Source organism: Methanobacterium veterum (genome assembly GCF_000745485.1).
In the GTDB taxonomy this organism is placed as follows: Archaea; Methanobacteriota; Methanobacteria; order Methanobacteriales; family Methanobacteriaceae; genus Methanobacterium_D; species Methanobacterium_D veterum.
In genome coordinates, this window is sequence record NZ_KN050693.1 from 647,651 (window position 1) to 671,890 (window position 24,240).

Genomic DNA, 24,240 nt, shown 5'->3' on the forward strand with positions numbered 1-24,240 from the left:
GTATTGTTATGTCTGCACATAAAAAAGAATTTGAAGAAATAGAACCTAAAGAAGTGTTTACCATACTTGAAAAGCATAGAGATGACCCTGATTTTGTGGTTCTGGATGTCCGTACTCCTGAAGAATATGATGGGGGGCACATCGAAAATGCATATCTTTTAAACTTTAAATCGGGTAGTTTTGAAGACGAACTTGAAAATATGGATAAAAATAAGAGATATTATGTCTATTGTAGAACAGGACGCAGAAGCCGTAAGGCAGTAGAGTTGATGAAAGAAAGAGGATACAGTGAAGCCCATAATGTTATAGGTGGGATTGATAAATGGAAACGAAGCAGACTTCCAGTCGAGAAATAGCTTTTTTTAAGTGAATAAGAAATGGAATGGATGGAAAAAAGATTTCAGGTTGAAAAAACAATTTAAATAAAGTAAATGGAAAAAATTTTATAAATTAGTTATATTACTGTAATGCTGAAAAGAACAGTATAAAGAACAGTGATTCTATGGTAAAGTGCAGTGCGCGGTGCTGCAGCCATTTGAGATCTAATCCTGCCAGTTCATGGTAAAGGTCTATCACTAAGTGGATAAGAGCACCTAAGATACCTATTTCTAGAGATAAAAATAACACGGATAGCACTATGAAATGAAAAACTGCTTCCATGCATTCATGAACCATCCACAGCCTTATATTAGAATGTATAATTTTGTGCAGTATTCCAGATAAAAGGATATAAAAATCAGCAAAAACATTCCAGAAGAGCTTGCTGTGAACTTCGTCACTGATAGCCAGTATCACTGCAATATAAAACCATAGTATTTCCATTGTTTACCACGCAATTTATGAGTATCAAGTCTCTATTAATATATTATTAACATAGAGTATATATTTATGGGCTTTAAACTTTATAGGGATTAAATATATTGTTATATGTCTTTTTTGATTTTTTTGAATATGAATTGGCTCTATTTAAACCTTTGTATTATAACTCAATATGAAACAAAACTTATTCGCTCATGTCTATGATCCTGTGCATGAGTTATACTTTATGTTAAATTGTAATTTTAATTGATTACAGGGGATTCATTTTAAAAAATGTAATTTACTTAACCAGACACACGAAAATGAAGCGATATTATTTACACAACCTTCTGGGCATGAGCGAACTTATTTTTAAAAATATTTTATAAATATAGGCGCAATAATTTCACAATTCTTATTGAGTCCTTACTTAAAAATTTTATTTAATATTGCCAAAAATAAAAGTTATTTACTACTAAAAAAAATAAGTGAATGGAATCAAAAGATTCCTTTTAATTGGAGAAAATATGGACTGCAGCAGTTCCACCGGTTCCACCAATGTTATGGGTCATACCGATTTGGGCACCGTCTACCTGTCTTTTACCTGCGTCTCCTCTAAGTTGCCATACGATTTCGGCTGCCTGAGCAATTCCTGTAGCTCCTAATGGGTGGCCTCTAGCTTTGAGTCCTCCAGATGGGTTTACTGGAATATCACCGTCTATTTCAGTCATACCTTCTTCAATGGCAATTCCACCTTTTCCTTTTTCAACAAATCCAAGGTCTTCTACTGCAAGTAACCCGTTTATACTGAAACAGTCGTGAACTTCAACTAAGTCAATATTTTTTGGCTCAAGACCTGCCATTTTGTATGCATTTCTTGATGCATGTACTGTTGAGTCAATGGTAGTTAAGTTTTTCCTGTCATGTAGTGCGATGGTTCCAGAAGCTTGTGCTGAAGCTTTAACGTATATTGGCGTATCTGTGTACTTTTTAGCGTCTTCTGCAGGGCATAAAATGACTGCAGCGGCACCGTCTGATACTGGTGAACAGTCAAGGAGTCTAAGTGGGTCTGCGACTATACTTGAGTTTAATACAGCATCCACTGAAATTTCCATTGGGAACTGAGCGAGTGGGTTTTTGGCACCGTTTTTATGGTTTATAACAGAAACCATTGCCAGCTGTTCTCTTGTTGTTCCGTATTCGTACATGTGTCTTCTTGCCATCATTGCGTAAAGTGATGGGAAAGTGACACCTTGCTGTGCTTCCCATTCCTGGTCTGAAGCTGTGGCAATAGCTGGAGTTGGGTCAACTACATCAGTCATCTTTTCCACACCTGCAGAAATTACCATATCATGATATCCTGATGCAACAGCCATTATACCATTTCTAAGTGCGAGTCCTCCAGATGCACATGCTGCTTCTACTCTTGCACATGGAATTGGTGCAAGCCCCGAATGGTCTGCTATTAATGATGCGATGTGCTCTTGCTTTACAAAGAGACCAGCAGACATGTTTCCAACGTACATGGCTCCTAATTCGTCTCCTTCTACATTTGCATCTTCAATGGCTTTTATTCCGGCCTCTACTATTAAATCTCTAAATGATTTTTCCCAGAGTTCTCCAAATTTTGTCTGTGAAACTCCGATAATTGCGACGTCTCTCAAGGAATTCCCCCATGAATAATTTTTGAACTATTTTGTGATAGTTTAAATTTTGATATTTTATTTTCTTTTTTCTGAAAAAAGCCCTCGAAAATCACTGATTTTCGGGGCATGTAAAAAATCTCTGATTTTTTACGGCCACAAAAACTTCTTTTTTGTAAGCACCGAAAATTCTTAGAATTTTCGAGCGGTTGGATTATGCCATCCTTAATTTGCCTTTGTATTTGGCGTATACGGCATAATCTACATAAGTTTTGTTTTTAATCATATCTGCGACTTTTGGAGCGTTTTCTCGTCTTTCTTCTATTGCGTCATTTACGGTTATGCTGAATGCATCGCTTCCAGCACCTGATCCGTATGAAACTGCAAATATACGGTCTCCAGGTTCTGCTATATCAAGTATAGCTGCTAAACCTAATGGAGTAGCTCCCGAATATGTGTTACCAATTACTGGAGTTAAAAGACCAGTTTTTGCCTGTTCATTGTTAAATCCAAGTTTTTTGGCAGCTTTCAGGTAAAATTTACCGTTTGGCTGGTGGAAAACTGCGTGATCGTAATCTTTGGCTTCTGTGCCCATTTTGTCAAACATACCTTGTGCAGCAGATAGCACGTGTTTAAAGTATGCTGGTTCTCCTGTAAATCTTCCCCCGTGTCGAGGATAAGGTTTTCCTTCTCTTCTGTAGAAGTCAGGAGTATCTGATGTAAAACTGTAAGTTCCTTCAAAGTCAGCAATTGTATTTTCTTTTCCAATTATGTATGCTGCCCCTCCTGCGGATGCTGTATATTCTAGCGCATCCCCTGGAGCACCTTGTGAGGTATCTGCACCTATAGCAAGGCCATACTCAACAGTTTCTGAATCTACAAGCCCCATACAGACTTGCATACCTGCTGTACCTGCTTTACATGCAAATTCTAAATCTGCAGCTGTTAAATGTGGAGCTGCACCAATAGCTTCTGCTACAATAGTTGCTGTAGGTTTTACAGCGTAAGGGTGTGATTCTGATCCAACATAAACAGCCCCTATTTTTTGAGGGTCTATCAGTGCTCTAGCAAGTGCATGTCTTGCAGCTTCGACTGATATGGTTGCTGTGTCCTCATCTGGAGCTGGAACAGATTTTTCTTGTACTATAAGTCCTCTTGAAATAGCATTAGGGTCATCTCCCCAAACTTTTGCTATCTCTTCAACTTTAATTCTATATGATGGTATGTTAACACCATATCCTACAATTCCTGCCATTTGATATCACTACCGTTAAGTAATCTATTTTGTTAGTTTACATGTTATTTTTTTAATTTTTGAAAAAATACAAAATTGTATTTACAAATGAAAATTTAACTAATTTTATATCTTATTATTTGCAATGAACTTATAAAGTTTACTATAAATGTTAATTATAAATAATGATCATTACCTTTAAATTCCAAAAATTTAAGTAAATACAATGAATTTTATCAAATAATAAGTAAATATTATGAAAATTAGTTTAAAAGTTGAATGTATAATATTTTAGTTCCTTTTATAAATTCCAGGCCAACCGATGTTTCAATGGCAACATTTAAATAGTTATCTATAGCTAAAAGTTTACCTTCTTTGGTTTCATTATCTTTCTGAAGTATATTGACATCTTTATTTTGAAATTGCTTAAGCTGTCTGTGAAGTGGATTTTCTTTTTTTTCTTCGGATTTAGCTGCTATTATTTTGCCTCTCATTTAATCATCTCGTTATTTTCAGCATGTAAATATTTTGCCTTGGATATTTTTTAAAGTTTTGATATAACTATTTTCTGATTTAATGTTTATTCTTTAGAGAATAAGCGGTTCATCTTTGCAATTATATTCTAATTTAAGATATAACTACTTTACCAAGTCAAATGGTTTATGTAAATAACACATTAACTGGTTATATAACTATTTTTAAAAGATGTATTTAAATCAAACGCTCATGTCTGTGACACGCGCATGAATTATCTTTAGGTTTTGATTAAATGGGAATTATCTTAAAAACATGTAGTTCAGGATATTAAAAATAATTACATTATTTGTACATCTTTAGGACATGACATAAATCAATTATTGTAAGACTTATTAGTTGATAATAATTAATTCTATTTATATATTTTGTATTATTTAATCTTAATCTATTATTTTTTAATTGAATACTTTAATTTTAAATTTAGATATAGTCGCTTTTCCAGCTGTAACGCTCTTCTTTCCATGGATCGCCGTGCATATGATATCCATTGGACTCCCAAAATCCGGGTTTGTCTTCAGCCATGAATTCTATACCAGTAACCCACTTAGCACCTTTCCAAAAATATAATTTTGGGACTACAAGTCTTACAGGCGCTCCATGTTTAGAAGTTATAGGATTTTCGTTGTGTCTGGTTGCAAACAGGACATCCGGCTCTAAAAAGTCTTTAATAGATAAATTAGTTGTAAAATTGCCAGATGCGTGAACCATAACATATTTGGCTTCTTTCTGGACGTCTACGAGTTCTTTAATCGTATTTGAACTTACGCCTTCCCACAGGTTATTGAGCTTTGACCAGGTGGTAACACAGTGTATATCTGAAAATACCTTAGTTTGGGGAAGAGACATAAATTCATCATAATTTAATTCTTTTTCTTCTTCAACTAGTCCAAATATTTTGAATTTCCATTTTGAAGTATCTATATTTTGAACTGAGCCTGCATGCAGCACTGGCCATGATTTTATTTCATGCTGTCCTGGAGGGATTCGATTTTCTCTTCTTGTATCTTCACTTATAATTATATTTTTATCTGCGAGTATATCATTAATTTTTTCTTCAGTTAATGGTTTTTGGCCTTTTATTTTCTTTTTAGCAGCATTAAATAATCCTCTCAAGATTTAAACCTCCTCTAATCTAATTTAAAAATTTTAACATGGTGTTTAAATCGGTTGTTGGAGTTTTACATGTGTTTTCTGAACATATGTATGCAGTTGCCTTCTCATTTTCCTGATTTTTAAATTTTAAAGAATTAATAATCTTTATTATTTCGGAAGCATCTTCATTGGGCGGCCTTAATGTGATGGTCTTATTAGGTATGTAGATGCTTCGGATGGAGTTCAACATCATATCAGTATCGTTGTTATGAAAGGTTCCTGCAATTACTATTTCGTAAGAGGGACCTAACTTAAAATCGATAGCAATCATAAGCTGTGTATGTGCAGATGGAGTTCTTACAACATCCTGGGAAAATGCCTTTTCTATTTGTACTGCTTTATCTTTAAGTTCTTCATTTTCTGTGATTTTTGAAAGTTTCAGCATGTTAAGCATTTGTACTGAGTTTCCAGATGGAACAGCACCATCGTAAATTTCTTTTTTCCTAACAAGTATCTCTTCTCCATCATCAGGCGTGAAATAAAATCCCCCATTTTCATCGTCCCAGAAATGATCTAACAATGTGTTGTTCAAATCTATTGCTAATTTAAGGTATTTTAAATTAAAAGATGCCTCATAGAGTTCTAAAAGCCCAGATATAAAAAATGAGTAATCATCTAAATTTGCAGTTATTGCAGCTTCACCATCTCGAAAGCGGTGCAAAAGACGACCGTTTTTATACAGATTATCAATTATAAAATCTGCAGATTTTACAGCAGCTTTAAGATATTTTTCATCATTAAATGCCTGTGCCCCTTTTGATAGGGCAGATATCATTAAACCATTCCAATCAGTGAGTATTTTATCATCTTTATGTGGATGTACTCGTTTTTCACGGGCATTAAATAGCTTTTCTCTAATTTTTTCAATTTTTCTTTTTAAATCTTCCTTTTTAATTCTTAAAGTCTCTGATATTTCATCAAGTGAATTTTCAAGGTGAAGTATATTGGAACCAGTTTTTCTTTGAGATGCTTCCTCGCTGAAGTTACCTTCAGGTGTCACGCTAAATATTTTGGATGCGAATTTGGCATCTTCTTCTCCTAAAACTTTATAAATTTCATCTTTCCTCCAGATATAAAATTTACCTTCAACACCTTCACTATCTGCATCTTCAGCAGAATAAAAGCCTCCTTCTGGAGACTGCATGTCCCTTAAAACATATTCAAAAATTTCTTGTGCAGTATCTCTGTATTTTTCCTCCCCTGTAACCTGAAAAGTTTCTGTATATGCCATTGCAAGTATGGCCTGATCGTAGAGCATTTTTTCAAAATGAGGCACCAGCCACTCCTGATCTACAGAATAGCGGTGAAAACCAAATCCTATGTGGTCGTAAATTCCGCCGTTTCTTATGAAATCAAGGGTTTCTTTTACCATATTAAGTGCTCTTTCATTTTGATTCCTTTTCCAGTATCTAAGCAAGAATAGTAGGGTATGTGCTGTAGGAAATTTGGGAGCACCTCCAAAACCACCATTGATTTCATCAAAATTATTAGAAAGGATTTCATATGCATTGTCGAGTATGTTCTCATTAAGTTCATTTCCTGATGAGGTTTCTGACACTTTTTTGAGCGCTTTAATTATCTGATCTGCAGAGTCGAAGACTTCCTCTGGCCTTTCATTCCAGATATCTCTAATATTTAAAATTAAGTCTTTAAGGCCAACTCTTCCATACATACTTATTTTTGGAAAATATGTCCCTGCAAAAAAGGGCTTTTTATCAGGGGTCATTATGATAGTCAGCGGCCATCCTCCAGTTCCGGTCATTAACTGGCAAACTGTCATATAGATATTGTCCAGATCAGGCCGCTCTTCACGATCTATTTTGATTGAAACAAATACTTCATTCATCAAATTGCCAATTTCGGGGTCTTCAAAGGATTCATGGGCCATAACATGACACCAATGGCATGTTGAATACCCAATTGATAAAAAAACAGGTTTATTCTCATTTTTTGCTTTTTCAAAAGCTTCTTCACCCCACGGATACCAATCTACAGGGTTATCTGCATGTTGAATTAAATAAGGGCTTTTTTCATTTATCAAGTGATTCGATTTTTTAAGCTCATTTTCAGGGTTCATATTGCACCTCTGATAATATTCTGGGCAAAATAAATATTTTTAAAATATTATTTGGAACAAATAGTATGTATTGTATGGTTTTAGATTTCAAGTTCCTGACTTTAGATGAGTTTTTTTGGCAAAGAATATATAGAATAACTTGATTTTTGCTGTATTTTTGTTTAGAAGTTTTTTTCTTTTTATTATGTTTATCATTAAAACGATATATTTTTTATCTTCAAGTGGCTCAAAAAGCAAATTAATATAATTAAAAAATCAAACATGAAATTAAATAAAAAACATAAATGTATGTTAACTGAAAATGTATTGGTCTTTGAATCGTTTGCATGATATTAACAGGAAATCATGTTTTATATAGTTGAAATACAGATTAATAAAGCAAATCAAAGAATTCGAAAATACAAAATTTCATGTGGATCTATAAAGTATCTATAAATTAAAGTTGATAATAGATCTGAACCATTTAAAACAATCAGGTGGTTTAAATGAGCCTTATAATGTCATATATTGGAAGTAATGGTTGTGTAATGGCTGGAGACAAAAGAAGAATCGGTTTTTTTGGAGATAAAGAAAAACGAGAAAAACTTGAGGAATATCTTTATTCTGGAGCTATTCAAACTGATGAAGAACTGGTTAAAGTTGCGAAAGAACAGGAAGTAACCCTTAAAATATCAGACGACGCTCGAAAAATTAGAAGTATTGATGATGTTGTGGTTGGTGAGGTCAGGTTTAAAACACCATTTGAGACCAAGAGGAAACGAATTTATGGAACTACAAATGGTTACATCATTACAGAGCTCTCAGGGTCAGATATTAAAAAGATTGAAAACGGCGCCAGCTCGATAGTGGTATTTGGAAATAAAGTTACAAAACAGATGGCAAATGAAATCATTAAAAAGCACTGGAAATCTAAAGCAAGTTTAGAAAATGTGGAATCCGTTTTTAAGAGAGTAATGGATGAAATATCAACTAAAACACCATCTGTAAGCAAAGAATATGATATAATTACCAAACACAGCGGCCTTGATAAAAAAGAAGCTCAAAAACATTTAAGGGAAATCTTGATTAAAGATGTTAAAGAACTTCAAAAATGGAGAGAAGGCTTGAGACAGCAGCTGGATACCAATGCTAAATCCATTCAAATGGCATCAAAGATAATCAATGAAGGTGAAATAGGTAAAGTTCAAAGTATAAATGGGGATAAAATAGGGATACTTTTGGATAAAAGTGTCCAGGCTTTGGATATGGAATGGAATGTAATAGCAGGACCTGGCGGTCTGATTGAAATGAACACAGATGATCCTTCAAGTGTCAAAATAGGCGACGTTGCTGTAATTGAAAATGAAAATCTCTGCATCAGGCGGACAAAGTGCTCTCTTACATGTAATGTTATTCTGTGTAGAAGCTAATGAAAAATTCTGCACAATTGAAAACAAATTTATGTATTAATTATGCAAATGATTTAAAGTAAATGTCGAAGGTGAATAAATGGAACTAACATTTTTAGGAAGTGGTGGCGGACGCTTTCGCTACTATTACTCAGCGTAGAATGACTGGCGGGCTTAGAATAGATAAAATTGATGGAAAAAATATTCATATCGATCCAGGACCTGGAGCACTGGTCAGGACATACCAGTTTGGACTGACTCCCCTTAAACTGGATGCTGTCATGGTTTCCCATTCTCATACTGATCATTATACTGATGCTGAAGTCCTTATAGAGGCAATGACTAAAGGAATGACCCGAAAAAAGGGTACGGTGGTGGGAAGTAAAAGTGTAATTGAAGGGTATAAACAATGGGGCCCCTGTATCTCAAAGTATCATTTAAGTAAACCTGATATTTCAATTTTAGGTGTTAATGAAACGGCGAAGTTAGGTAAAATTAAAATAAAGGGAACAAAGACAATTCATGGAGATCCAACTGCAGTAGGGTTTAATCTAAAGGTAAAAAATTTTTCCATATCTTATACTGCAGATACCGAATATTTTGAAGACCTTCATAAATATCACAGCGGGGCTGATGTTTTAATAGCAAGTGTTATAAGGCCCCGAAATGAAAAAATAAGAGGGCATATGTCTACACATGATTTTGCAAAACTTGTTGATGAAGTTTCACCTAGACTTGCTATAATGACTCATCTTGGGATGAAAATGGTGGTAAATGATGCTAAAAGAGAAGCAGATTCAGTTAAAGAGCAAACTGGGGTAAATACTTTCGCTGCTTATGACGGTATGAAGATTAATCTTGACCAGTTCATGCCAAAACAGGAGACTTTAGATAGTTTTAGATGAATTTAAATTTTTTATTTATTTTTAAAGGGCTTGTTTGGTTTTAAATTATTTTACTTAGGCATTTCTGATTTTTCCATACCCACTAAATCTGATGGACTGACAAAAAATAAAGCTATTCCATCAATTATTAACCAAATTCCAATTAACAATGCTAAATAATAAGGATCCCATGCATATGTACCCAGTATAATATATAATATACCAAGTATAATTCCCATACCTCCAGATCCTTTACCTGCAGTTCCTTCTTTAGCAAAGAGTGACATTATACCTGAGATTATCAGGAAGAAACCTACGAAGTAGAGCCAGATGCTTGCTAAGAAGCTAAATAAAAGTATGTGTCCGAACAATCCTATTCCACATATTATTGCTATAATTCCCAGTATTAAGTAAGCTATGCTTGCTGCTTTGCTTGCACCCCATGTTCCAAAACTCTGTACCAATAGCCAAATTCCAAGCAACATAATAGCGAATCCGGCTAGAGCACTTACTGTAAATACACTGAACAATGGGAAAGCGATAACTAAAATACCTAAAATTACAGCTAAAATACCTAATAATATATTATTTCCTTCAGCCATATAAGCTACCCCCTTAATTTTCAAACAAGCCCTAATAGATTATTATATTAATAAATATAAATAATTATTGATTTAAAAATTTATAATTTAGGGCTTAAATGAGTTTCATACATAATATGGGTTAAAATTAATTATTATATTAAAATAGGGTTATATATGGTATTATATGAAAATATATTCTATAAAAAATAATTTTAACTCTTTTCTAGTTCTTGCTTTTTTGTAAATGGCCGTCTTTGATTAAAAATAATTCATCGCAGTATTCGGTTAAATTAAGATTGTTTGATAGCATTAAAATAGTGTGTTTGCTCTTTATCTGCATAATTAAATCCATTACTGCTTCTGTACTTTCTTTATCAAGTTCTCCAGTTGGTTCATCAGCTATTATTAAATTAGGATCGTTAATCATAGATCTTGCAAGTGCTACTCTCTGCTGTTTTTCAATTGAAATTTCATCTGGAAATTTGCTGATTTCAACAATACCCACATTATTGAGGACTTTAGATGCATTAGTCATATCTTTTGAAATCATGGGAAGCATCGTATTTTCTAAAAGGTTTAGATATGGAAACAGATTAGCCCGCTGGTAGACGGTTCCAATTTTATTTCGCCGAATTTTGCTTCTCTCTGATTTGGATAATTGGGATGTATCCTGGCCATTTAGTATTATTTTACCACTTGTTGGGGTATCTAACAGGCTTGAAAGATTTAATAGAGTTGTTTTTCCAGATCCAGATGGACCTAAGATGAGGTTTAGTGAATTTTTCTTGAGTTCTAAATTTATTCCTTTTAAAGCGGTTATTTTAGTTTTATCTGCACCATAAGTCTTCCAAACTTCTTGAAACTTTAAAATATCATTATTCATATCTTAAAGCCTCCACAGCATTCTGTCTAGTGTAATAAAATACGGTATATGCTGCCAGCAACATGCTCAGGCAGGTTGTAAGAAGTAAAGCTGTGACAGGTAACCACCATGGGATTAAAATAGAGATATGTATAACTTTTATAACACTTGATAAAATGATTATTCCAAAAATTCCAACTACAATACCTATTAAAGCCCCAATAAATCCCAATAACCCTGCCTCTAACAGATGACTTAAAATGATCTGGTTTTCTGTAAAACCCAGTGATTTCAGCAAACCTATTTCTCTTTTTCTTTCGAGTAAGTTAACGGTCATGGCATTGGTGATCCCAAAAATTCCAATTAAAAACACTATACTGGCCATTAAATCAAAAAAATTTATGATATTTTTTAAAATAGTTTCGACAAGGCCTAAAAATTGAGATTTACTTATATCTATGCCTAATCTTGAGTTTATAAAATCATTTACTGTGTTTAAAAGGTTAGTGGTGTTGCCGTTACTGCCTGATTGATTTAAAATTGAACTTCCAGCAGCTGCCTGATTTTGGCCAAGGAATGTACTAATTCCCAGTCCGGAGCTAACCAGAATCACGAAGATGAGCACGCCAAACCCTATCCTTAAAACGGTAGAAGTATTCCTAAACCAGTTTCTGCGTAAATTTTTATATGAAATACTATAGATGCCTGTATTCATCTAGATATTATTTAGGGGAAGTATTAAAAATAATTTGCGATTCATGGGTGCAAAAGCAGTTAAAAAACAGGATATATTGCTCTATTTTTTTATTGTGGATATTTTATAATTTAAATGTCTGCTTCAATTATAAAAAAGAATAACCTAAACTTTATTAATCATGATTTTAGGGGGTTATATTTATTAAAAGTACTAAAATACGGTTTTAATTGGCTTATAAACCTCAAAAAACAATTTTATAATTATTAAATGAAATTTAAGAAATAATACTTTAAAAATCTTTTATTAAAAAATTTTTAATGCCTTCGAACATTTCATGTTCATGGCATCGAAAATCTACGATTTTCGAATGTTCAGAAATGCGTAGCATTTCTTCAAATGTATTTAAGCAATTAAAAACAAATATTGCAGTAATATTAAGGTGAGTTAGTTATTTAAATACTGTAGTTGATAAAACTCATGTTTTTGAACTAAAACCATAATTTAGGTTTGGAGGTAACGTATGCAGACAAAAACAAGTGGATTGATCTTAATAGTCCTTGGTTTAATTATAATTGCTTTCCCTCTTTTAGGAATACTCCCTTTTAGTTTGCTTCTTGGAATTTCTGTGCTATTTTTAGGTATAGGGCTTTTGATAGCAGGTGTAATTGGAATCCGTGCAAGTACTACCATGGGCGTTGTGGAGTTAATACTGGGAATTATAGCCCTTATTTTGGGTATAGGTATCATTATAAATCCTGGATTCTTCAGTTTCTTAGTTGCTTTACTGATTTACATTGCAGGTATATTTCTGATAATCATAGGTATAATGGCATTTTTTGCTAAAATTAGAAATAAATGGGTAAGTATTGTACCTATAATTCTGGGTTTGATATACATCCTGATAGGATCAATAGTGGCAGATCCTTTTTATTTAGGCGCTTTAATAGGGATATGGCTTTTAATCACAGGAATAATCATGTTATTCCAGGATTAAACTCAAATTCCCTTTTTAATCGTTAAAATTAGAAATAATAATTTATTTATTTTTTTGAGATTTCAATTCTTCCAGTTCTTTTTCTATTTTACCTAATTTATCTAAAATAATCTCCATGGATTTAACTTCTTTTTCACTCTCTGTTTTCCGCTCTTCTCTCAACTGTTCTATAAGGGACGTAGCGATGGCAGCAGTGACCCACCCAGCATATCCAACACCGACAATTATTGCTATAACAGAAATGAATCTGCCGATTCCTGTATATGGGACTATATTTCCATAACCAACTGTGGACATGGTAACAATCATAAAATAGGCTGCATCGTCAAGGGTAGAAGCCTGGGGATTTACTGGAGACTCAACCCAGAAGAAAAGCAGTGAACCAAATACAAAAGTACCTACAAGAACAAATGTAGCATAATCCAGTCTGGTTTTTTCTGTGATATGAATTATATCTTTAATTTTCATTGCATATTTAAATAGGGCGTAAATTCTGAATAAAAGCAGTATTACAACTAAATAATGCATATGTGGGGAAAGTAGGATAATAAGATAGGCAAACGGGATCATAGCAGGGATATAAATCCAATTTTTTGCCAGGTATCGCTTTTTATGCTCTTGTTTTTTTATCCATTGTGCAGATTGGAGAATTATAAGTAAAGAAACGATTATATCAAAGTTTACCAGGCTTAGTATAACTGGTTTTAAACTTAGGGCAAAATCCAAAGCTAGAAAAATTAGGATTAGAATATCCATGAATATGGAAACGAATAATAAAGCATTGAAGACTAATTTGAAATTTCGCTGCATATTTTCATCCTGTTTTACTTTACTATTAAAAGTATACCTTAAATTATTTAAATATTCGCTACCAGTAAGCTTGACTCGTACTTAAAAACGGTAGTAGTGAATATCTTGGTTTGTTAATTTATATTTTCTTAAAAAATAAAATAAGATTAAAAGTTATAGTTTAAAGATACAGTCCCTTCATTAGAAGTGGTGCTTTGATAGATGGTAACATTTCCACCTTTAAACAGTTGCACTGTTATAGTTCCACTGTTTTTATCAGTTTTATGTACACTGACGCTAACATTACCTGGATTTTGGCCTAAATCATATGTGACATTTCCAGTTCCATTTATAGTTTGAGTTCCGTTTTTATATGTCAATTTGCCGTTCCATGAACCGTCTGAATTAATTTTAAGCGTTACATTTTGATTTTTTTGCATACTTGAATTGTTTTGTGCACTAGAATTATTTGCTGTAGAGTTGTTACTGCTTGTACATCCAGATACAAAAGTTATCAAAATCAAAAGGGCTATTAAACCAACTGCGATTTTTTTCATTTTAATATCTCCTTTTTTAAATATATGGCCTGAAATCAGATATTTTAAGTTAGTTATTTCCTTTTAGAGGGCCCATAATGTGTCCATTTTTTTAAATAGTTTAAATAAGTTTTTCGTAATAATATATTGTTTTTAAATCATAAATAATAATCGATTTTATTTTTTTTAGGCAATAATACTTGAAATGCAAAGATTTAATGACAATCAATTACTTAATAATTATTAATAATAATTATTTGAGTGTTCTCATTTTGTTAATGGAGAGGGTTAGAATGCTATCTAAAAAACATGATTTACGTAAGATGAGTGAAAGTGAGAGGGAGCATACAGTTAACACGACTACTTACGGCAGTCGATATTTCTGTGAAAGTGTGCCTAAATTTGAAATGCCGGAAGAGGGTATGCCTGCAAGGGCTGCTTACCAGATAATCCACGATGAACTGAATCTGGATGGAAATCCTTCTTTAAATCTGGCAAGTTTTGTAACCACATGGATGGAACCTGAGGCAGACAAACTGATACAGGAAAGTATAGATAAAAACTATGTGGACAACGATGAGTATCCCCAGACAGAGAAGATACAGGACAGATGTGTTAATATGTTAGCTCGTCTATTCAACGCTCCTAGTGATTGTAAATCTATAGGTACCAGTGCCATTGGGTCTTCTGAGGCTATTATGCTTGGACTTTTAGCACATAAATGGACGTGGAAGAAGCGAAGGCAGGCTGAAGGTAAACCCTTTGATAAACCGAATATAGTAATGGGAGCAGACGTCCACACTGTATGGGAGAAGTTTGCACGTTACTTCGATGTAGAATTAAGGTTGATACCTTTAAAAAGGGACTTTTACACTATAACTGCAGAAGACGTGACTGAAAACGTTGATGAAAATACCATAGCTGTGGGGGCAGTTATAGGAACTACATTTACTGGGCAGATGGATCCTATAAAGGAAATAAACGATTGTTTGCTAGAAATTAAAAAAACTAAAGGGTGGGATATACCTATACATGTCGATGGTGCCAGCGGTGGATTTATAGCTCCATTTATATATCCTGATCTTGAATGGGATTTCAGGCTGGAACAGGTTAGATCTATCAACGTATCAGGCCATAAATATGGTCTGGTTTATCCAGGTATTGGGTGGCTGGTCTTTAAAGATAAAACAGACTTACCTGAAGAACTGATTTTTAATATAAACTATCTTGGGGGTTCAATGCCTAATTATTCACTTAACTTTTCTAAGGGAAGCAGCACTATAATGGCGCAGTACTACAACTTCATAAGGCTGGGAAAAAAGGGTTATAGAGAAATTATACAGAATATGCTTAAAAATGCACAGTATTTATCGAAAAAACTGGAGGAATCTGGTAGATTTGAGGTTATAAACAATGATATAATGTTTCCTTTAGTTACTGCAAGGTTAAAAGATGTTGATTTTGATGTATTCCAGCTGTCGGAAAAGCTGCGTGAAAAAGGATGGATCGTGCCGGCATATACCCTTCCCAAGGATGCAGAAGATATTGCAGTCGTAAGAATGGTCATTAAAGAGAGTTTTGGTAGAGATATGATAGATATGCTCATTAATGATATGGTAGATACCTGCAGTAGATTAAAACAATTATCCATTAAAAAAGAAGAAGTAAAGGAACGGGAAAATCCGTCTCTGCTGTACTAAGCATGTGCTGTAAACTTTATACCATTTAACAGCACAGTTTTTGTTATTTTTTTAATTAATATTTTTATTTTGACTTTGAGAGGATACCTGTGGATCTTTAATCGTTTCATGGACACGTTCAGGTAACAATAATATGGCAGCAACCAGGAAACAAACAGCTCCTGCAAATGTGCCCATATCAACCAGAAACACATTTAATGGCAAACCTGTTTCTGGTAAAACAAATGCGCCTACAGCTGAAATTCCAAAGAAGATGGAACCTAACATGTTCAGTCCAGCTATATTCCAGGAAAAACTGAGGGGGTGCCATGAAAAAAGGGCGTGGCTGACTTCCATCCATGCCAGCAAACTAGCAACAAGGAAACAGATTGATCCATAGGCATCTGGGATCCATACCAGATTATTCAGCTGGTTAATGGACAGGTTACTGTGCATGGCGTTGAATGTGTTGAAATTAAATGATACCGTTCCAATAAACTGCACCATTACCGCCCACCATCCAATGTGTTTTGGTGCCCATGCAAGAATGCGAAATTTTTCTTTTTTGTTTAAAGGATTATGTGGTGTGTTTATTGTCTCCAGATACTGTAAAAAAGCTGCTGATGTAAAAAATATGGAACCAATAAAAAAGGTCAGACTGTCGTAGGTATCGCCGACGACTGTTAAATAAAAGGGGATAGCACCAATTGCAAAACAAATGGCTCCAATAGAAAAAAGAACTCCGATCCACCATCCAATAGCACCAGGTGCCCACCATGTTGATCCTATGCTTTTATCAAGTTGGAAGTGGTGTTTGCGGCGGTGGCGAGAAGCCCAGGGAACTGTTTTACCTTCAGGGGTTTTTAATGTAGCCTTTGTTGCGAAGGGGCCCGGTCCTTTAGCATTTAGGCATGACCAGTCTTCTGGCAGGTTAACAGGAAGCACATCACATTTGTTCTTGTTAATGGTTTTATCTGTTTTCATTCTGGTGCCCTGCTGATTTACTCAGTTATCTGTAAAACATGCGGAAAATTTATAAAATTTGAGTATTAACTGTTGTACTATTTCTTAATCAAAAAAAAATTTACATTTAAACTTATAATTAATATTATGGATTTTTTCTTATTTATAATAGGGGATGGGAAACCTGTATAAGCGAAAAAGAAATTCCAAACCGTTTGGATTTTTCCCTTTTTTGCTGGTTATAGCAGGAATTGCATAGGTTATAGCTGCTCTATATTAGAATCCCATTAGTTCATATAAAGTATCATTCTGAGGCATTTTGAAATTGAAGTTGAGATGGAATCAGGATGACAATATGTCATCCTATCCTGTCTGAATTAATAAAGTAAAGTAGGATTTTTATTCTGATCTATGTCGGTTATCCTGTCTTCTTCGGACTGTTCCAGTTTTTCAATTGATTCCATTATATCTGCAAAGAACATTTCTGCCATGTCCTTACTGAAGCTCTCCTTTACCACTATTCTCAAAACAGCAGTATCGTCTGCATTTGCCGGTAGAGTATATGCGGGTACAATCCACCCTTTCTGCCTGAGCTTTTCTGAAAGGTGAAACACGCTGCATGTGGTGTTCTTGAGTTCTACAGTTACTATTGGAAATGTGACGCTTTTATTTATGACTTCGAATTTACCGGACCCGTTTAACCTGGTGGCGAGGTAGCGCGCATTTTCCTGCATGTTTTTCATTATCTTTTTGTAACCGTCCATCCCCAGTCTTATGAAGTTGTAGTACTGTGCTATTATGGTGCTGCTTCCCTTGGAAAAGTTAAGTGAATAATTAGGCATGAGGCCTCCCAGGTAATTTATTTTAAATATAAGCTCTTCAGGGAGATTTTTTTTATCTTTAAACAGCAGCCACCCAATACCTGGATAAACCAGGCCATATTTATGGCCTGATACGTTGATAGATCTAACCTGTTCCAGCCTGAAATCCCATTTGAGATCCGGGTATAAAAACGGCAGTATGAAGCCCCCGCTTGCAGCATCAACATGTATGGGTATATCCCATCCTTTAGTCTCCTTAATTTCAATTAGTGCCTTGTTGATGTCTTCTATAGGATCCATCTGTCCTGTAAATGTTGTCCCGATAACTGCACCCACTGCTATAGTATTCTCGTCAACTGCAGCTTTAACGTCTTCTGCAGTTATTGTGTATATATCCTCTTTTAAGCCGCTTATATAACTGAATGAAGACATAATCTCGGTGATTTTGGTATCTGTTATTTTGCATATGTCCTTTCTGAGGGGTATAAGTCTGAGTTCCACGTCGAAATAGAGGGCGAACTTTTCCCATACAGTGTGGACGTCTGCACCTATTACTATATTTGGTTTGTCCGTTGGTTTACCTTCAGCTTCCCTTCGTTTCTTCCACGTCCACTTGTGGGCCAGAAGTCCGAGCATGATAGATTCTGAAGAACCTATAGTGGCGCTTCCAATGGAGTCACTGTCTTTGGGGGCATTGAATAACCTTGCAAGCATGTTTACAACTCTGTCCTGGATTACTTGAGTTTGAGGATACTCATCGTTGTCGATGTAGTTCTTTCCCATACTTTCCATTATTAACATGTCAGCTTCAGGTTCCATCCATGTGGTTACAAAACTTGCTAAGTTTAAGGCAGGGTTACCGTCCAGATTCAGTTCATCATGGATTATCTGGTAAGCAGCCCTTGCAGGCATTCCCCTATCTGGCATTCTGTACTTAGGTACGCTTTTTCTGAAGTAACGGCTGCCGTAAGTTGTGGTATGTTCCCTTTCTAACTTACTCATTTCACCTAAATTTTTCTTGTTTGATAACATCTAAAATCCTCCTATTTTAAAAATAATTTTTAATTGCAAATTTAGAACTTTAATAAATTTGAATAATAGTTTTATTAAAGAAAAAAATATTTTTTTTGATATTTTCATTAATTAAACAATGGTAGTTATTCTATAAGTTTTTGAGCTAAATCTTTGAAAACTAATTTTTTTTGTAGAATAAATGTCTAAAAGTAACGGAACGACTTGTATCTTAAATAATTTTAACCATAAGCATTTTTACATGTTTTTAATGGATTACAGCTGAAGATGGAATTTACTTTGCTTTTAATTAATAAATTTAGTATAAATTAATTTATTTTACTAAAGTGGAAGATGAAGCAAATCGAATATTCCCATCATTTTTAAACCCCTTGAATGCGAAGCATTCGGGGTATAAAAAACTTTTGAGGTTTTTTAAAACCATATAGAGTAACAGGACTGCAAATATGTACCTGTTTTTCTGGCATTTTATGGCCGCTAAAGCTCCTACCGGGGCCATTGGGATACTTGAAACCGCAAGTATGGCAAACTGGAGCAGATTAATATAACCTACGGAGTATGAGGTAAACTGGACGCATATAATCCATTTAAAATATACGAAATGATTCCACCAACTGAAGTAAATACAATCATAAGTGAAGACGTTCCCACGGCGTCGATCATTTTAAAACCCAATATTACAACCATGATGGGTACTAAAACAACTCCTCCTCCAATTCCTAGAAGTCCTGAAGCTATTCCAGTCATAAATCCCCATAAAACTAATTCATATTTACTGATAGATCTTTTTTGATGCCTTTCTGGTGTTTTGAACCTTAAAAATCGATGGAAACTACAATTAATAATAGTCCAAATATTATCCTGAGAATATCTGCGGGAACATGGGCGGCGATGGAAACTACAATTATTCATCCTAAAGACCCATTATGCCCATGATTATTGCAGGCTTTATAAGGACGCATTTTCTACAGTAGTGACTATATGTTCCGATAATTGCTGTGGGAAGAATTACAGCCAAGCTTGTACCAAAAGCAATTCTTATTGGAGTATCAGGATCAATACCTAATGATAATAAGAGCAAAAACTGAACAGGGGCAAGTATAAAACATCTCCCAACACCCCAAAGTCCAGTTGCAAACCCTATCCCACACCAGTAATTATTAGGATAAGTATATAAGCTGAATTAATTAACATGGTATTAGTTTAGTGTTTTAATCAAAAATAAGTTTAGGTAACTAGTTTTTAGTCGAGGTATAAAAATAATTGTAATAAACCTTAAAATTTTACAAGGTTATATTACTCTACGTAATCTCTATTCTGTAAGCTGTTTTTCATCTATTTTAGGTAATGTAACAATATTACACCAAAACTCTATAAAAGTACACATATACTTTTTAAAATCGTCTAAATCAATTGGTTTGATTATACATGCATTTGCATATTGTTTGTATAATTTATTTATATTCGTATTGTCAGTGGACCCTGTAAGTATAATTACAGGAATGCATTTTAATTTATCATCTGTTTTAATTTCTTTAAGTATTTTTAAACCACTTTTTGCAGGCAATCCGGAATCTAACAAAATTAAAGACGGCTTTTTACAATTTTTATATTCATTTTTATTATATAAGTAATCCATAGCAGTTATACCGTTATCGACACTTTTAATATTAGTTATCTTACAATTATCTAATATTTCCATTATTAAACGAATATCGGCAGGATTATCTTCTATTAATAATATTTCAACATTATCCTGGGCACTCATTTAAACCTCCACATTAATTTTGTATTAAGTCCATTTTGTAAAACATAATTCAAACAATTTTTCATTTTTTTAAGTGGAGTTGTATTTTGGTATAATTCACATTTGTTAAATGCTGGTTGTTAAAATTAGGATAAATTAGGGATTAAAAGCCTTAAAAGTTGAAAAAATTTGGTATGATATATTAGTTAGTATTATTAATGATATATAAGTTTAAGTTTTCATTGAAAAGCTAGGAATACATAGAATTATTATAATTATTATATTAATCATTGTTATAATGAGTTTATTTTCTTAGATTAATGGAGTAAGCATGATGTGGCATCACATATGGGTTAAATGTTACATGTAGTTATTTTCAAAAGATAAAATGAATTGGACTATACAAATGTTCTGCAAAGTTATATAATTCATATATAAAGTGCTAAATTTTATTTTATTTCACTTAAACACTCGAGTCAAGCAATTAGGACATAATTATATGCTTTAAGCATTCATGTATTTGAATCAATTATTAAATTTTTAGAATCTGTTTTTAGGATTTAATTTCTTAAAATTCTCAATTCTAGGAATTTTAGAAATTGCAAGCAATTTCTAACATTTCGGAAGCTATCGAAAATTTAAAAAATTTTCGGGCCTCCAAAGCCTACGGCTTTGGAAGCCGTCAAAAAAATTTTCAATTTTTTTGGGTGTGCAAAATCATAGATTTTGCAAGCTTTCACAATCTTTGATTGTGATGTGCCCAAGTCTATGACTTGGGCAATGTGAAATAAAAGATGGAACCTTTACCGAATTCTGACTCAACCCACATTTGACCACCATGACATTCAATAATTTTTTTAGAGATTGACAAACCAATTCCACTACCAGTATATTCTTCTACTGTGTGTAATCTCTGGAATATAGTGAAAATACGGTCAAAATACTGTGTTTCGATTCCAATACCATTGTCAGAAAAAGAAAATATATATTCATTCTTATTATTATTTATATAAGCTGAAATATGTATTTCTGGAGTTTCATTCTCTTTTCGGAATTTGATGGCATTGGCTATAATATTTTGAAATACCCTGTAAAGTTGGTTCTCATCAGCCATAACTGCTGGAAGCGGATCATGGGTAATTTTAGCACCAGTCTCTTCAATTAAATTTTTCAACCCATCAATAACTCGATTAAGTATAATCTCAGAATTAACAAGCTTAAATTCTTCATCTTTTGTTGAAACTCTTGAATATTCAAGTAAATCGAGGATCATACGCTGCATTCTTTGTGAGGCTTCTACAACGTATCCCATAAACTCATCAGCATCAGAATCTAATTGTTCTTTATAACGGCGCTCTAATAATTGTGTAAAACTAGAAATAGTCCTTAAAGGCTCTTGCAGGTCATGTGAAGCGACATAAGCAAATCTTTGAAGTTCCTCATTAGAACGTTCTAATTTTTTTAACATCGATTTTAATTTATTTTCAGCATCTTTACGTTCTGTAATGTCTCGAGAAACTGTTAAATAAACTTTTCTTCCTTGATAATTAATTATGTGGCAGTTAACTTCTACTGGTATTTGTTTACCTTCTTTAGTTACATGAACCATTTCAAAACTACTGAGTCCCTTTTCAGCTATTTCTACCGCATTTTTAGGCATTTCAACCTTTTTATCAGGAGCTATTATATCTGCAGGAGTCATATTTAGTATTTCTTCTTTAGTGTAACCTAATCTTTTTAATCCAACTTCATTTAACTCTATATATTTTCCTGGCAGACTATCTTCATTTATTTCACTTAAACTAATCATATCAGTTGATTTATCAAATAGTTCTCGATACTTGGCTTCACTTTCTTTTAATTCTTCCTCTGATTTTTTACGTTCTGTAATATCACGAGCAATAGCAAGGCTTACCATTTTTTCTCCAAGTTTAAAAGTATGCACACTAACCTCAACAGGTATTTGCTTTCCATTTTTGGTTATAGTAACTGATTCAAATGTGATATATTTTTTCTTTTGAAGTTTTACCATGAATTTAGGTAATTCTTCTTTACTAGTGGGTGCAAATAAGTCTAAAGGGGTTTTATTTAAAAATTCTTCTCGTGTGTAACCCAATATGTTAACTGCAGCATCATTTACTCCAATAAAATTTCCAAATAATCCATCTCTACGACTTTCAGATAATGTTATCATATCGAGTGCTTTGTTGAATAATTCACGGAACTTAGCTTCACTTTCTTTTAGTGCCTTCGCATTTTGTGATGCCGCAAACGCTTCGCGTTTAACGGATTCAAAAGCATTTTTTAATTCTGCTGTACGTTCTTTTACTTGTTTTTCTAGATTATCACGAGCTTCTTTTAATTCCTGCTCACCTTGCCGTCTTTTAATGATCTTGTACAGTTCATTAGCCACTGATTGAATCTGGATTACATCATGATCATCATATTCTTCAATTTTATTTCCCACACCAAAAATAAACTTAGCTTTATCTCCATCAAATACAGGAACACTTATAAATCTTTTAACAGATACATGTCCCTCTGGAAATCCCTTTCTATTGGGAGAATTTTTAAAATCATTATAAACAACAGGTCCTTTTACTTTTATACAGTCAGTCCAGTTCCCTGCCTGTTCGATGGGATAATGGGTTTTAAATGAAGTTTTGCAAGTTTTAAAAGTTTCATTATTCCACGTATCTAAAATGACAGTCTTCTGATCGTCAGAAATTAAATGGAAAAATCCAATGGCACTATCTGTGAAACGTACTGCATGATCTAGCGAATAACTATAAAGTTCTTTATCTGTAAGTTGAGGTGAATTCTTGTAAAGCTCAAGAAAGAAACTTTCCCTTTCCACTTCTTTATGTAAATTTTCTTCAGCTTTTTTACGTTCAGTATCATCAAAAACATAACCTTTAACTTGAACAAGTTTACCTAAATCATTAAAAATGCCAACAACATTAGCAACAACATGAAATCGTTTTCCATTTGGCCTTGTAAGCCATGTTTGACGATTTTTGACTTTTTTCTCTTCCTTTAAGATAGCGATAAGATCAATCCACCCTTCAGGATTGAATTTTGAAATATTTGAGTGGATAACTTTTTCACCATTATTAAATCCATACATCTCCAAAAAGGAGGGATTACAATCAAGAAGTTCTCCTTCAGGTGTTGCAATGAAATCTCCTGTCAAATCATCTTCAAACCACCCACGGTATTTTTCTTCACTTTTTTTTAATTTTTTATCAAGTTTATGTTTATAAAGAGCGGTTTCTATAGATAATTTTAATTCATCATAACTAATTGGTTTACTGACAAATCCATAAGGCTGTGTTAATTTAATTCTTTCAAAAGTTTTTTGGTCTGAATAACCAGTTAAATATATAACAGGAATATTAAAAAGAGCTGTTATCTTTTTAGCAGCTTCAATACCGTCTATTTCACCTTTAAGTGTTATATCCATAAGTATTAAATCTGGTTTAAGATCCTCTGCTTTTTGAATGGCTTCCATTCCAGTTGAAGCTGTTGAAACTACTTCAAAATCCATATCTTTTAATAATCCTTGGATATCCAGTGCTGTAATGGCTTCATCCTCAACAATTAGGATCTTGGCATGCATAAATAATTTTTGGTGATAACTAAAATTTATAATTATTGTACTATTTTTTTTCGTGGAATTTTTAATGAATCAGTCATAACTATTAAATTAATTAAATAAAGCCTTAAGCTGCTTTATGTTATACTGACAATGTCATCATGAATCTTGAAAGTTATCAATGATTAATTTTGTAATTGATATTGTTGCTATTTTAAAGAATCACTA

General features: G+C 33.5%; 23 protein-coding genes. 5 read left to right on the top strand and 18 right to left on the bottom strand.

Features of this window, described 5'->3' with window-relative positions:
- Positions 1–8 precede the first annotated feature (8 nt).
- Positions 9–356, top strand: a complete 348-nt coding sequence (locus EJ01_RS13370) for a rhodanese-like domain-containing protein (protein WP_052376189.1) — start codon at positions 9–11, stop codon at positions 354–356.
- Positions 357–459: 103 nt separating this feature from the next.
- Here EJ01_RS13370 and EJ01_RS13375 read toward each other — a convergent pair whose 3' ends face one another.
- From EJ01_RS13375 to EJ01_RS13400, 6 genes are all read right to left on the bottom strand, one after another.
- The gene (locus EJ01_RS13375) at positions 460–822 is read right to left on the bottom strand and encodes a hypothetical protein (protein WP_048080680.1); all 363 of its coding nucleotides are present in this window, start codon (positions 820–822) and stop codon (positions 460–462) included.
- A 488-nt stretch (positions 823–1,310) separates the two neighbouring features.
- Complete coding sequence (locus EJ01_RS13380) at positions 1,311–2,462, bottom strand: thiolase domain-containing protein (protein WP_048080679.1); 1,152 nt, start codon at positions 2,460–2,462, stop codon at positions 1,311–1,313.
- A 193-nt stretch (positions 2,463–2,655) separates the two neighbouring features.
- Positions 2,656–3,696: a hydroxymethylglutaryl-CoA synthase gene (locus EJ01_RS13385; protein ID WP_048080678.1), complete on the bottom strand. Its 1,041-nt coding sequence runs from the start codon at positions 3,694–3,696 to the stop codon at positions 2,656–2,658.
- 242 nt (positions 3,697–3,938) lie between these two features.
- A complete protein-coding gene (locus EJ01_RS13390; protein WP_048080677.1) occupies positions 3,939–4,169 on the bottom strand; it encodes an LSM domain-containing protein in 231 nt (76 codons plus the stop codon).
- 463 nt (positions 4,170–4,632) lie between these two features.
- Complete coding sequence (locus EJ01_RS13395; protein WP_245611213.1) at positions 4,633–5,325, bottom strand: sulfite oxidase-like oxidoreductase; 693 nt, start codon at positions 5,323–5,325, stop codon at positions 4,633–4,635.
- A 19-nt stretch (positions 5,326–5,344) separates the two neighbouring features.
- The gene (locus EJ01_RS13400; RefSeq protein ID WP_048080676.1) at positions 5,345–7,441 is read right to left on the bottom strand and encodes a thioredoxin domain-containing protein; all 2,097 of its coding nucleotides are present in this window, start codon (positions 7,439–7,441) and stop codon (positions 5,345–5,347) included.
- A 485-nt stretch (positions 7,442–7,926) separates the two neighbouring features.
- On the opposite strand from EJ01_RS13400, the gene EJ01_RS13405 reads away from it, so the two are divergent.
- Both EJ01_RS13405 and EJ01_RS13410 read left to right on the top strand, forming a co-directional pair.
- Entirely contained in the window at positions 7,927–8,850 is a 924-nt protein-coding gene (locus EJ01_RS13405; protein WP_048080675.1) for a DUF2121 family protein, read from the top strand.
- Positions 8,851–8,954: 104 nt separating this feature from the next.
- Positions 8,955–9,734: an MBL fold metallo-hydrolase gene (locus tag EJ01_RS13410; RefSeq protein ID WP_048080674.1), complete on the top strand. Its 780-nt coding sequence runs from the start codon at positions 8,955–8,957 to the stop codon at positions 9,732–9,734.
- 50 nt (positions 9,735–9,784) lie between these two features.
- Here the strand turns inward: EJ01_RS13410 and EJ01_RS13415 are convergent, their stop codons facing one another.
- The 3 genes from EJ01_RS13415 to EJ01_RS13425 all read right to left on the bottom strand — a co-directional run bounded on the left by EJ01_RS13415 (position 9,785) and on the right by EJ01_RS13425 (position 11,784).
- Entirely contained in the window at positions 9,785–10,315 is a 531-nt protein-coding gene (locus EJ01_RS13415) for a DUF308 domain-containing protein (protein WP_048080673.1), read from the bottom strand.
- 205 nt (positions 10,316–10,520) lie between these two features.
- Complete coding sequence (locus tag EJ01_RS13420) at positions 10,521–11,180, bottom strand: ATP-binding cassette domain-containing protein (protein ID WP_048080672.1); 660 nt, start codon at positions 11,178–11,180, stop codon at positions 10,521–10,523.
- Positions 11,173–11,784, bottom strand: a complete 612-nt coding sequence (locus EJ01_RS13425) for an ABC transporter permease (RefSeq protein ID WP_169740465.1) — start codon at positions 11,782–11,784, stop codon at positions 11,173–11,175. Before EJ01_RS13425 ends, EJ01_RS13420 begins: the two co-directional genes overlap by 8 nt.
- 592 nt (positions 11,785–12,376) lie before the next feature.
- Here EJ01_RS13425 and EJ01_RS13430 point away from each other — a divergent pair.
- Positions 12,377–12,850: a DUF308 domain-containing protein gene (locus tag EJ01_RS13430; protein ID WP_048080670.1), complete on the top strand. Its 474-nt coding sequence runs from the start codon at positions 12,377–12,379 to the stop codon at positions 12,848–12,850.
- A gap of 42 nt (positions 12,851–12,892) precedes the next feature.
- On the opposite strand, the gene EJ01_RS13435 is transcribed toward EJ01_RS13430, so the two are convergent.
- A complete protein-coding gene (locus EJ01_RS13435) occupies positions 12,893–13,660 on the bottom strand; it encodes an ion channel (RefSeq protein ID WP_048080669.1) in 768 nt (255 codons plus the stop codon).
- A 146-nt stretch (positions 13,661–13,806) separates the two neighbouring features.
- Entirely contained in the window at positions 13,807–14,196 is a 390-nt protein-coding gene (locus EJ01_RS13440) for a hypothetical protein (RefSeq protein WP_048080668.1), read from the bottom strand.
- Between the two features lie 272 nt (positions 14,197–14,468).
- Between EJ01_RS13440 and EJ01_RS13445 the strand changes: the two genes are divergently transcribed.
- Positions 14,469–15,875: a glutamate decarboxylase gene (locus EJ01_RS13445; RefSeq protein ID WP_048080667.1), complete on the top strand. Its 1,407-nt coding sequence runs from the start codon at positions 14,469–14,471 to the stop codon at positions 15,873–15,875.
- A 51-nt stretch (positions 15,876–15,926) separates the two neighbouring features.
- Here the strand turns inward: EJ01_RS13445 and EJ01_RS13450 are convergent, their stop codons facing one another.
- From EJ01_RS13450 to EJ01_RS16725, 7 genes are all read right to left on the bottom strand, one after another.
- Positions 15,927–16,838, bottom strand: coding sequence for a YrhK family protein (locus tag EJ01_RS13450; RefSeq protein WP_052376191.1), 912 nt, complete (start codon positions 16,836–16,838; stop codon positions 15,927–15,929).
- 356 nt (positions 16,839–17,194) lie between these two features.
- A complete protein-coding gene (locus EJ01_RS13455) occupies positions 17,195–18,670 on the bottom strand; it encodes a pyridoxal-dependent decarboxylase (protein ID WP_052376193.1) in 1,476 nt (491 codons plus the stop codon).
- A gap of 313 nt (positions 18,671–18,983) precedes the next feature.
- Entirely contained in the window at positions 18,984–19,169 is a 186-nt protein-coding gene (locus EJ01_RS17870) for a hypothetical protein (protein ID WP_245611214.1), read from the bottom strand.
- A gap of 50 nt (positions 19,170–19,219) precedes the next feature.
- The gene (locus EJ01_RS18035; RefSeq protein ID WP_331275701.1) at positions 19,220–19,582 is read right to left on the bottom strand and encodes a sulfite exporter TauE/SafE family protein; all 363 of its coding nucleotides are present in this window, start codon (positions 19,580–19,582) and stop codon (positions 19,220–19,222) included.
- A 1-nt stretch (position 19,583) separates the two neighbouring features.
- Complete coding sequence (locus tag EJ01_RS18000) at positions 19,584–19,814, bottom strand: TSUP family transporter (RefSeq protein WP_331275709.1); 231 nt, start codon at positions 19,812–19,814, stop codon at positions 19,584–19,586.
- A gap of 168 nt (positions 19,815–19,982) precedes the next feature.
- Positions 19,983–20,438, bottom strand: coding sequence for a response regulator (locus tag EJ01_RS13465; protein WP_048080666.1), 456 nt, complete (start codon positions 20,436–20,438; stop codon positions 19,983–19,985).
- Between the two features lie 745 nt (positions 20,439–21,183).
- Positions 21,184–24,036: a PAS domain S-box protein gene (locus EJ01_RS16725; RefSeq protein WP_052376197.1), complete on the bottom strand. Its 2,853-nt coding sequence runs from the start codon at positions 24,034–24,036 to the stop codon at positions 21,184–21,186.
- Positions 24,037–24,240: the final 204 nt, after the last annotated feature.

Excerpts from the sequence above, each read along its gene's own strand:
- EJ01_RS13370 (WP_052376189.1), top strand. The coding sequence starts at position 9 with ATGTCTGCACATAAAAAAGAATTTGAAGAAATAGAACCTAAAGAAGTG.
- EJ01_RS13375 (WP_048080680.1), bottom strand. The coding sequence starts at position 822 with ATGGAAATACTATGGTTTTATATTGCAGTGATACTGGCTATCAGTGAC.
- EJ01_RS13385 (WP_048080678.1), bottom strand. The coding sequence starts at position 3,696 with ATGGCAGGAATTGTAGGATATGGTGTTAACATACCATCATATAGAATT.
- EJ01_RS13390 (WP_048080677.1), bottom strand. The coding sequence starts at position 4,169 with ATGAGAGGCAAAATAATAGCAGCTAAATCCGAAGAAAAAAAAGAAAAT.
- EJ01_RS13400 (WP_048080676.1), bottom strand. The coding sequence starts at position 7,441 with ATGAACCCTGAAAATGAGCTTAAAAAATCGAATCACTTGATAAATGAA.
- EJ01_RS13405 (WP_048080675.1), top strand. The coding sequence starts at position 7,927 with ATGAGCCTTATAATGTCATATATTGGAAGTAATGGTTGTGTAATGGCT.
- EJ01_RS13415 (WP_048080673.1), bottom strand. The coding sequence starts at position 10,315 with ATGGCTGAAGGAAATAATATATTATTAGGTATTTTAGCTGTAATTTTA.
- EJ01_RS13420 (WP_048080672.1), bottom strand. The coding sequence starts at position 11,180 with ATGAATAATGATATTTTAAAGTTTCAAGAAGTTTGGAAGACTTATGGT.
- EJ01_RS13430 (WP_048080670.1), top strand. The coding sequence starts at position 12,377 with ATGCAGACAAAAACAAGTGGATTGATCTTAATAGTCCTTGGTTTAATT.
- EJ01_RS13435 (WP_048080669.1), bottom strand. The coding sequence starts at position 13,660 with ATGCAGCGAAATTTCAAATTAGTCTTCAATGCTTTATTATTCGTTTCC.
- EJ01_RS13440 (WP_048080668.1), bottom strand. The coding sequence starts at position 14,196 with ATGAAAAAAATCGCAGTTGGTTTAATAGCCCTTTTGATTTTGATAACT.
- EJ01_RS13445 (WP_048080667.1), top strand. The coding sequence starts at position 14,469 with ATGCTATCTAAAAAACATGATTTACGTAAGATGAGTGAAAGTGAGAGG.
- EJ01_RS13450 (WP_052376191.1), bottom strand. The coding sequence starts at position 16,838 with ATGAAAACAGATAAAACCATTAACAAGAACAAATGTGATGTGCTTCCT.
- EJ01_RS13455 (WP_052376193.1), bottom strand. The coding sequence starts at position 18,670 with ATGTTATCAAACAAGAAAAATTTAGGTGAAATGAGTAAGTTAGAAAGG.
- EJ01_RS17870 (WP_245611214.1), bottom strand. The coding sequence starts at position 19,169 with ATGGCCCCGGTAGGAGCTTTAGCGGCCATAAAATGCCAGAAAAACAGG.
- EJ01_RS18035 (WP_331275701.1), bottom strand. The coding sequence starts at position 19,582 with ATGAATAATTGTAGTTTCCATCGCCGCCCATGTTCCCGCAGATATTCT.
- EJ01_RS13465 (WP_048080666.1), bottom strand. The coding sequence starts at position 20,438 with ATGAGTGCCCAGGATAATGTTGAAATATTATTAATAGAAGATAATCCT.
- EJ01_RS16725 (WP_052376197.1), bottom strand. The coding sequence starts at position 24,036 with ATGCATGCCAAGATCCTAATTGTTGAGGATGAAGCCATTACAGCACTG.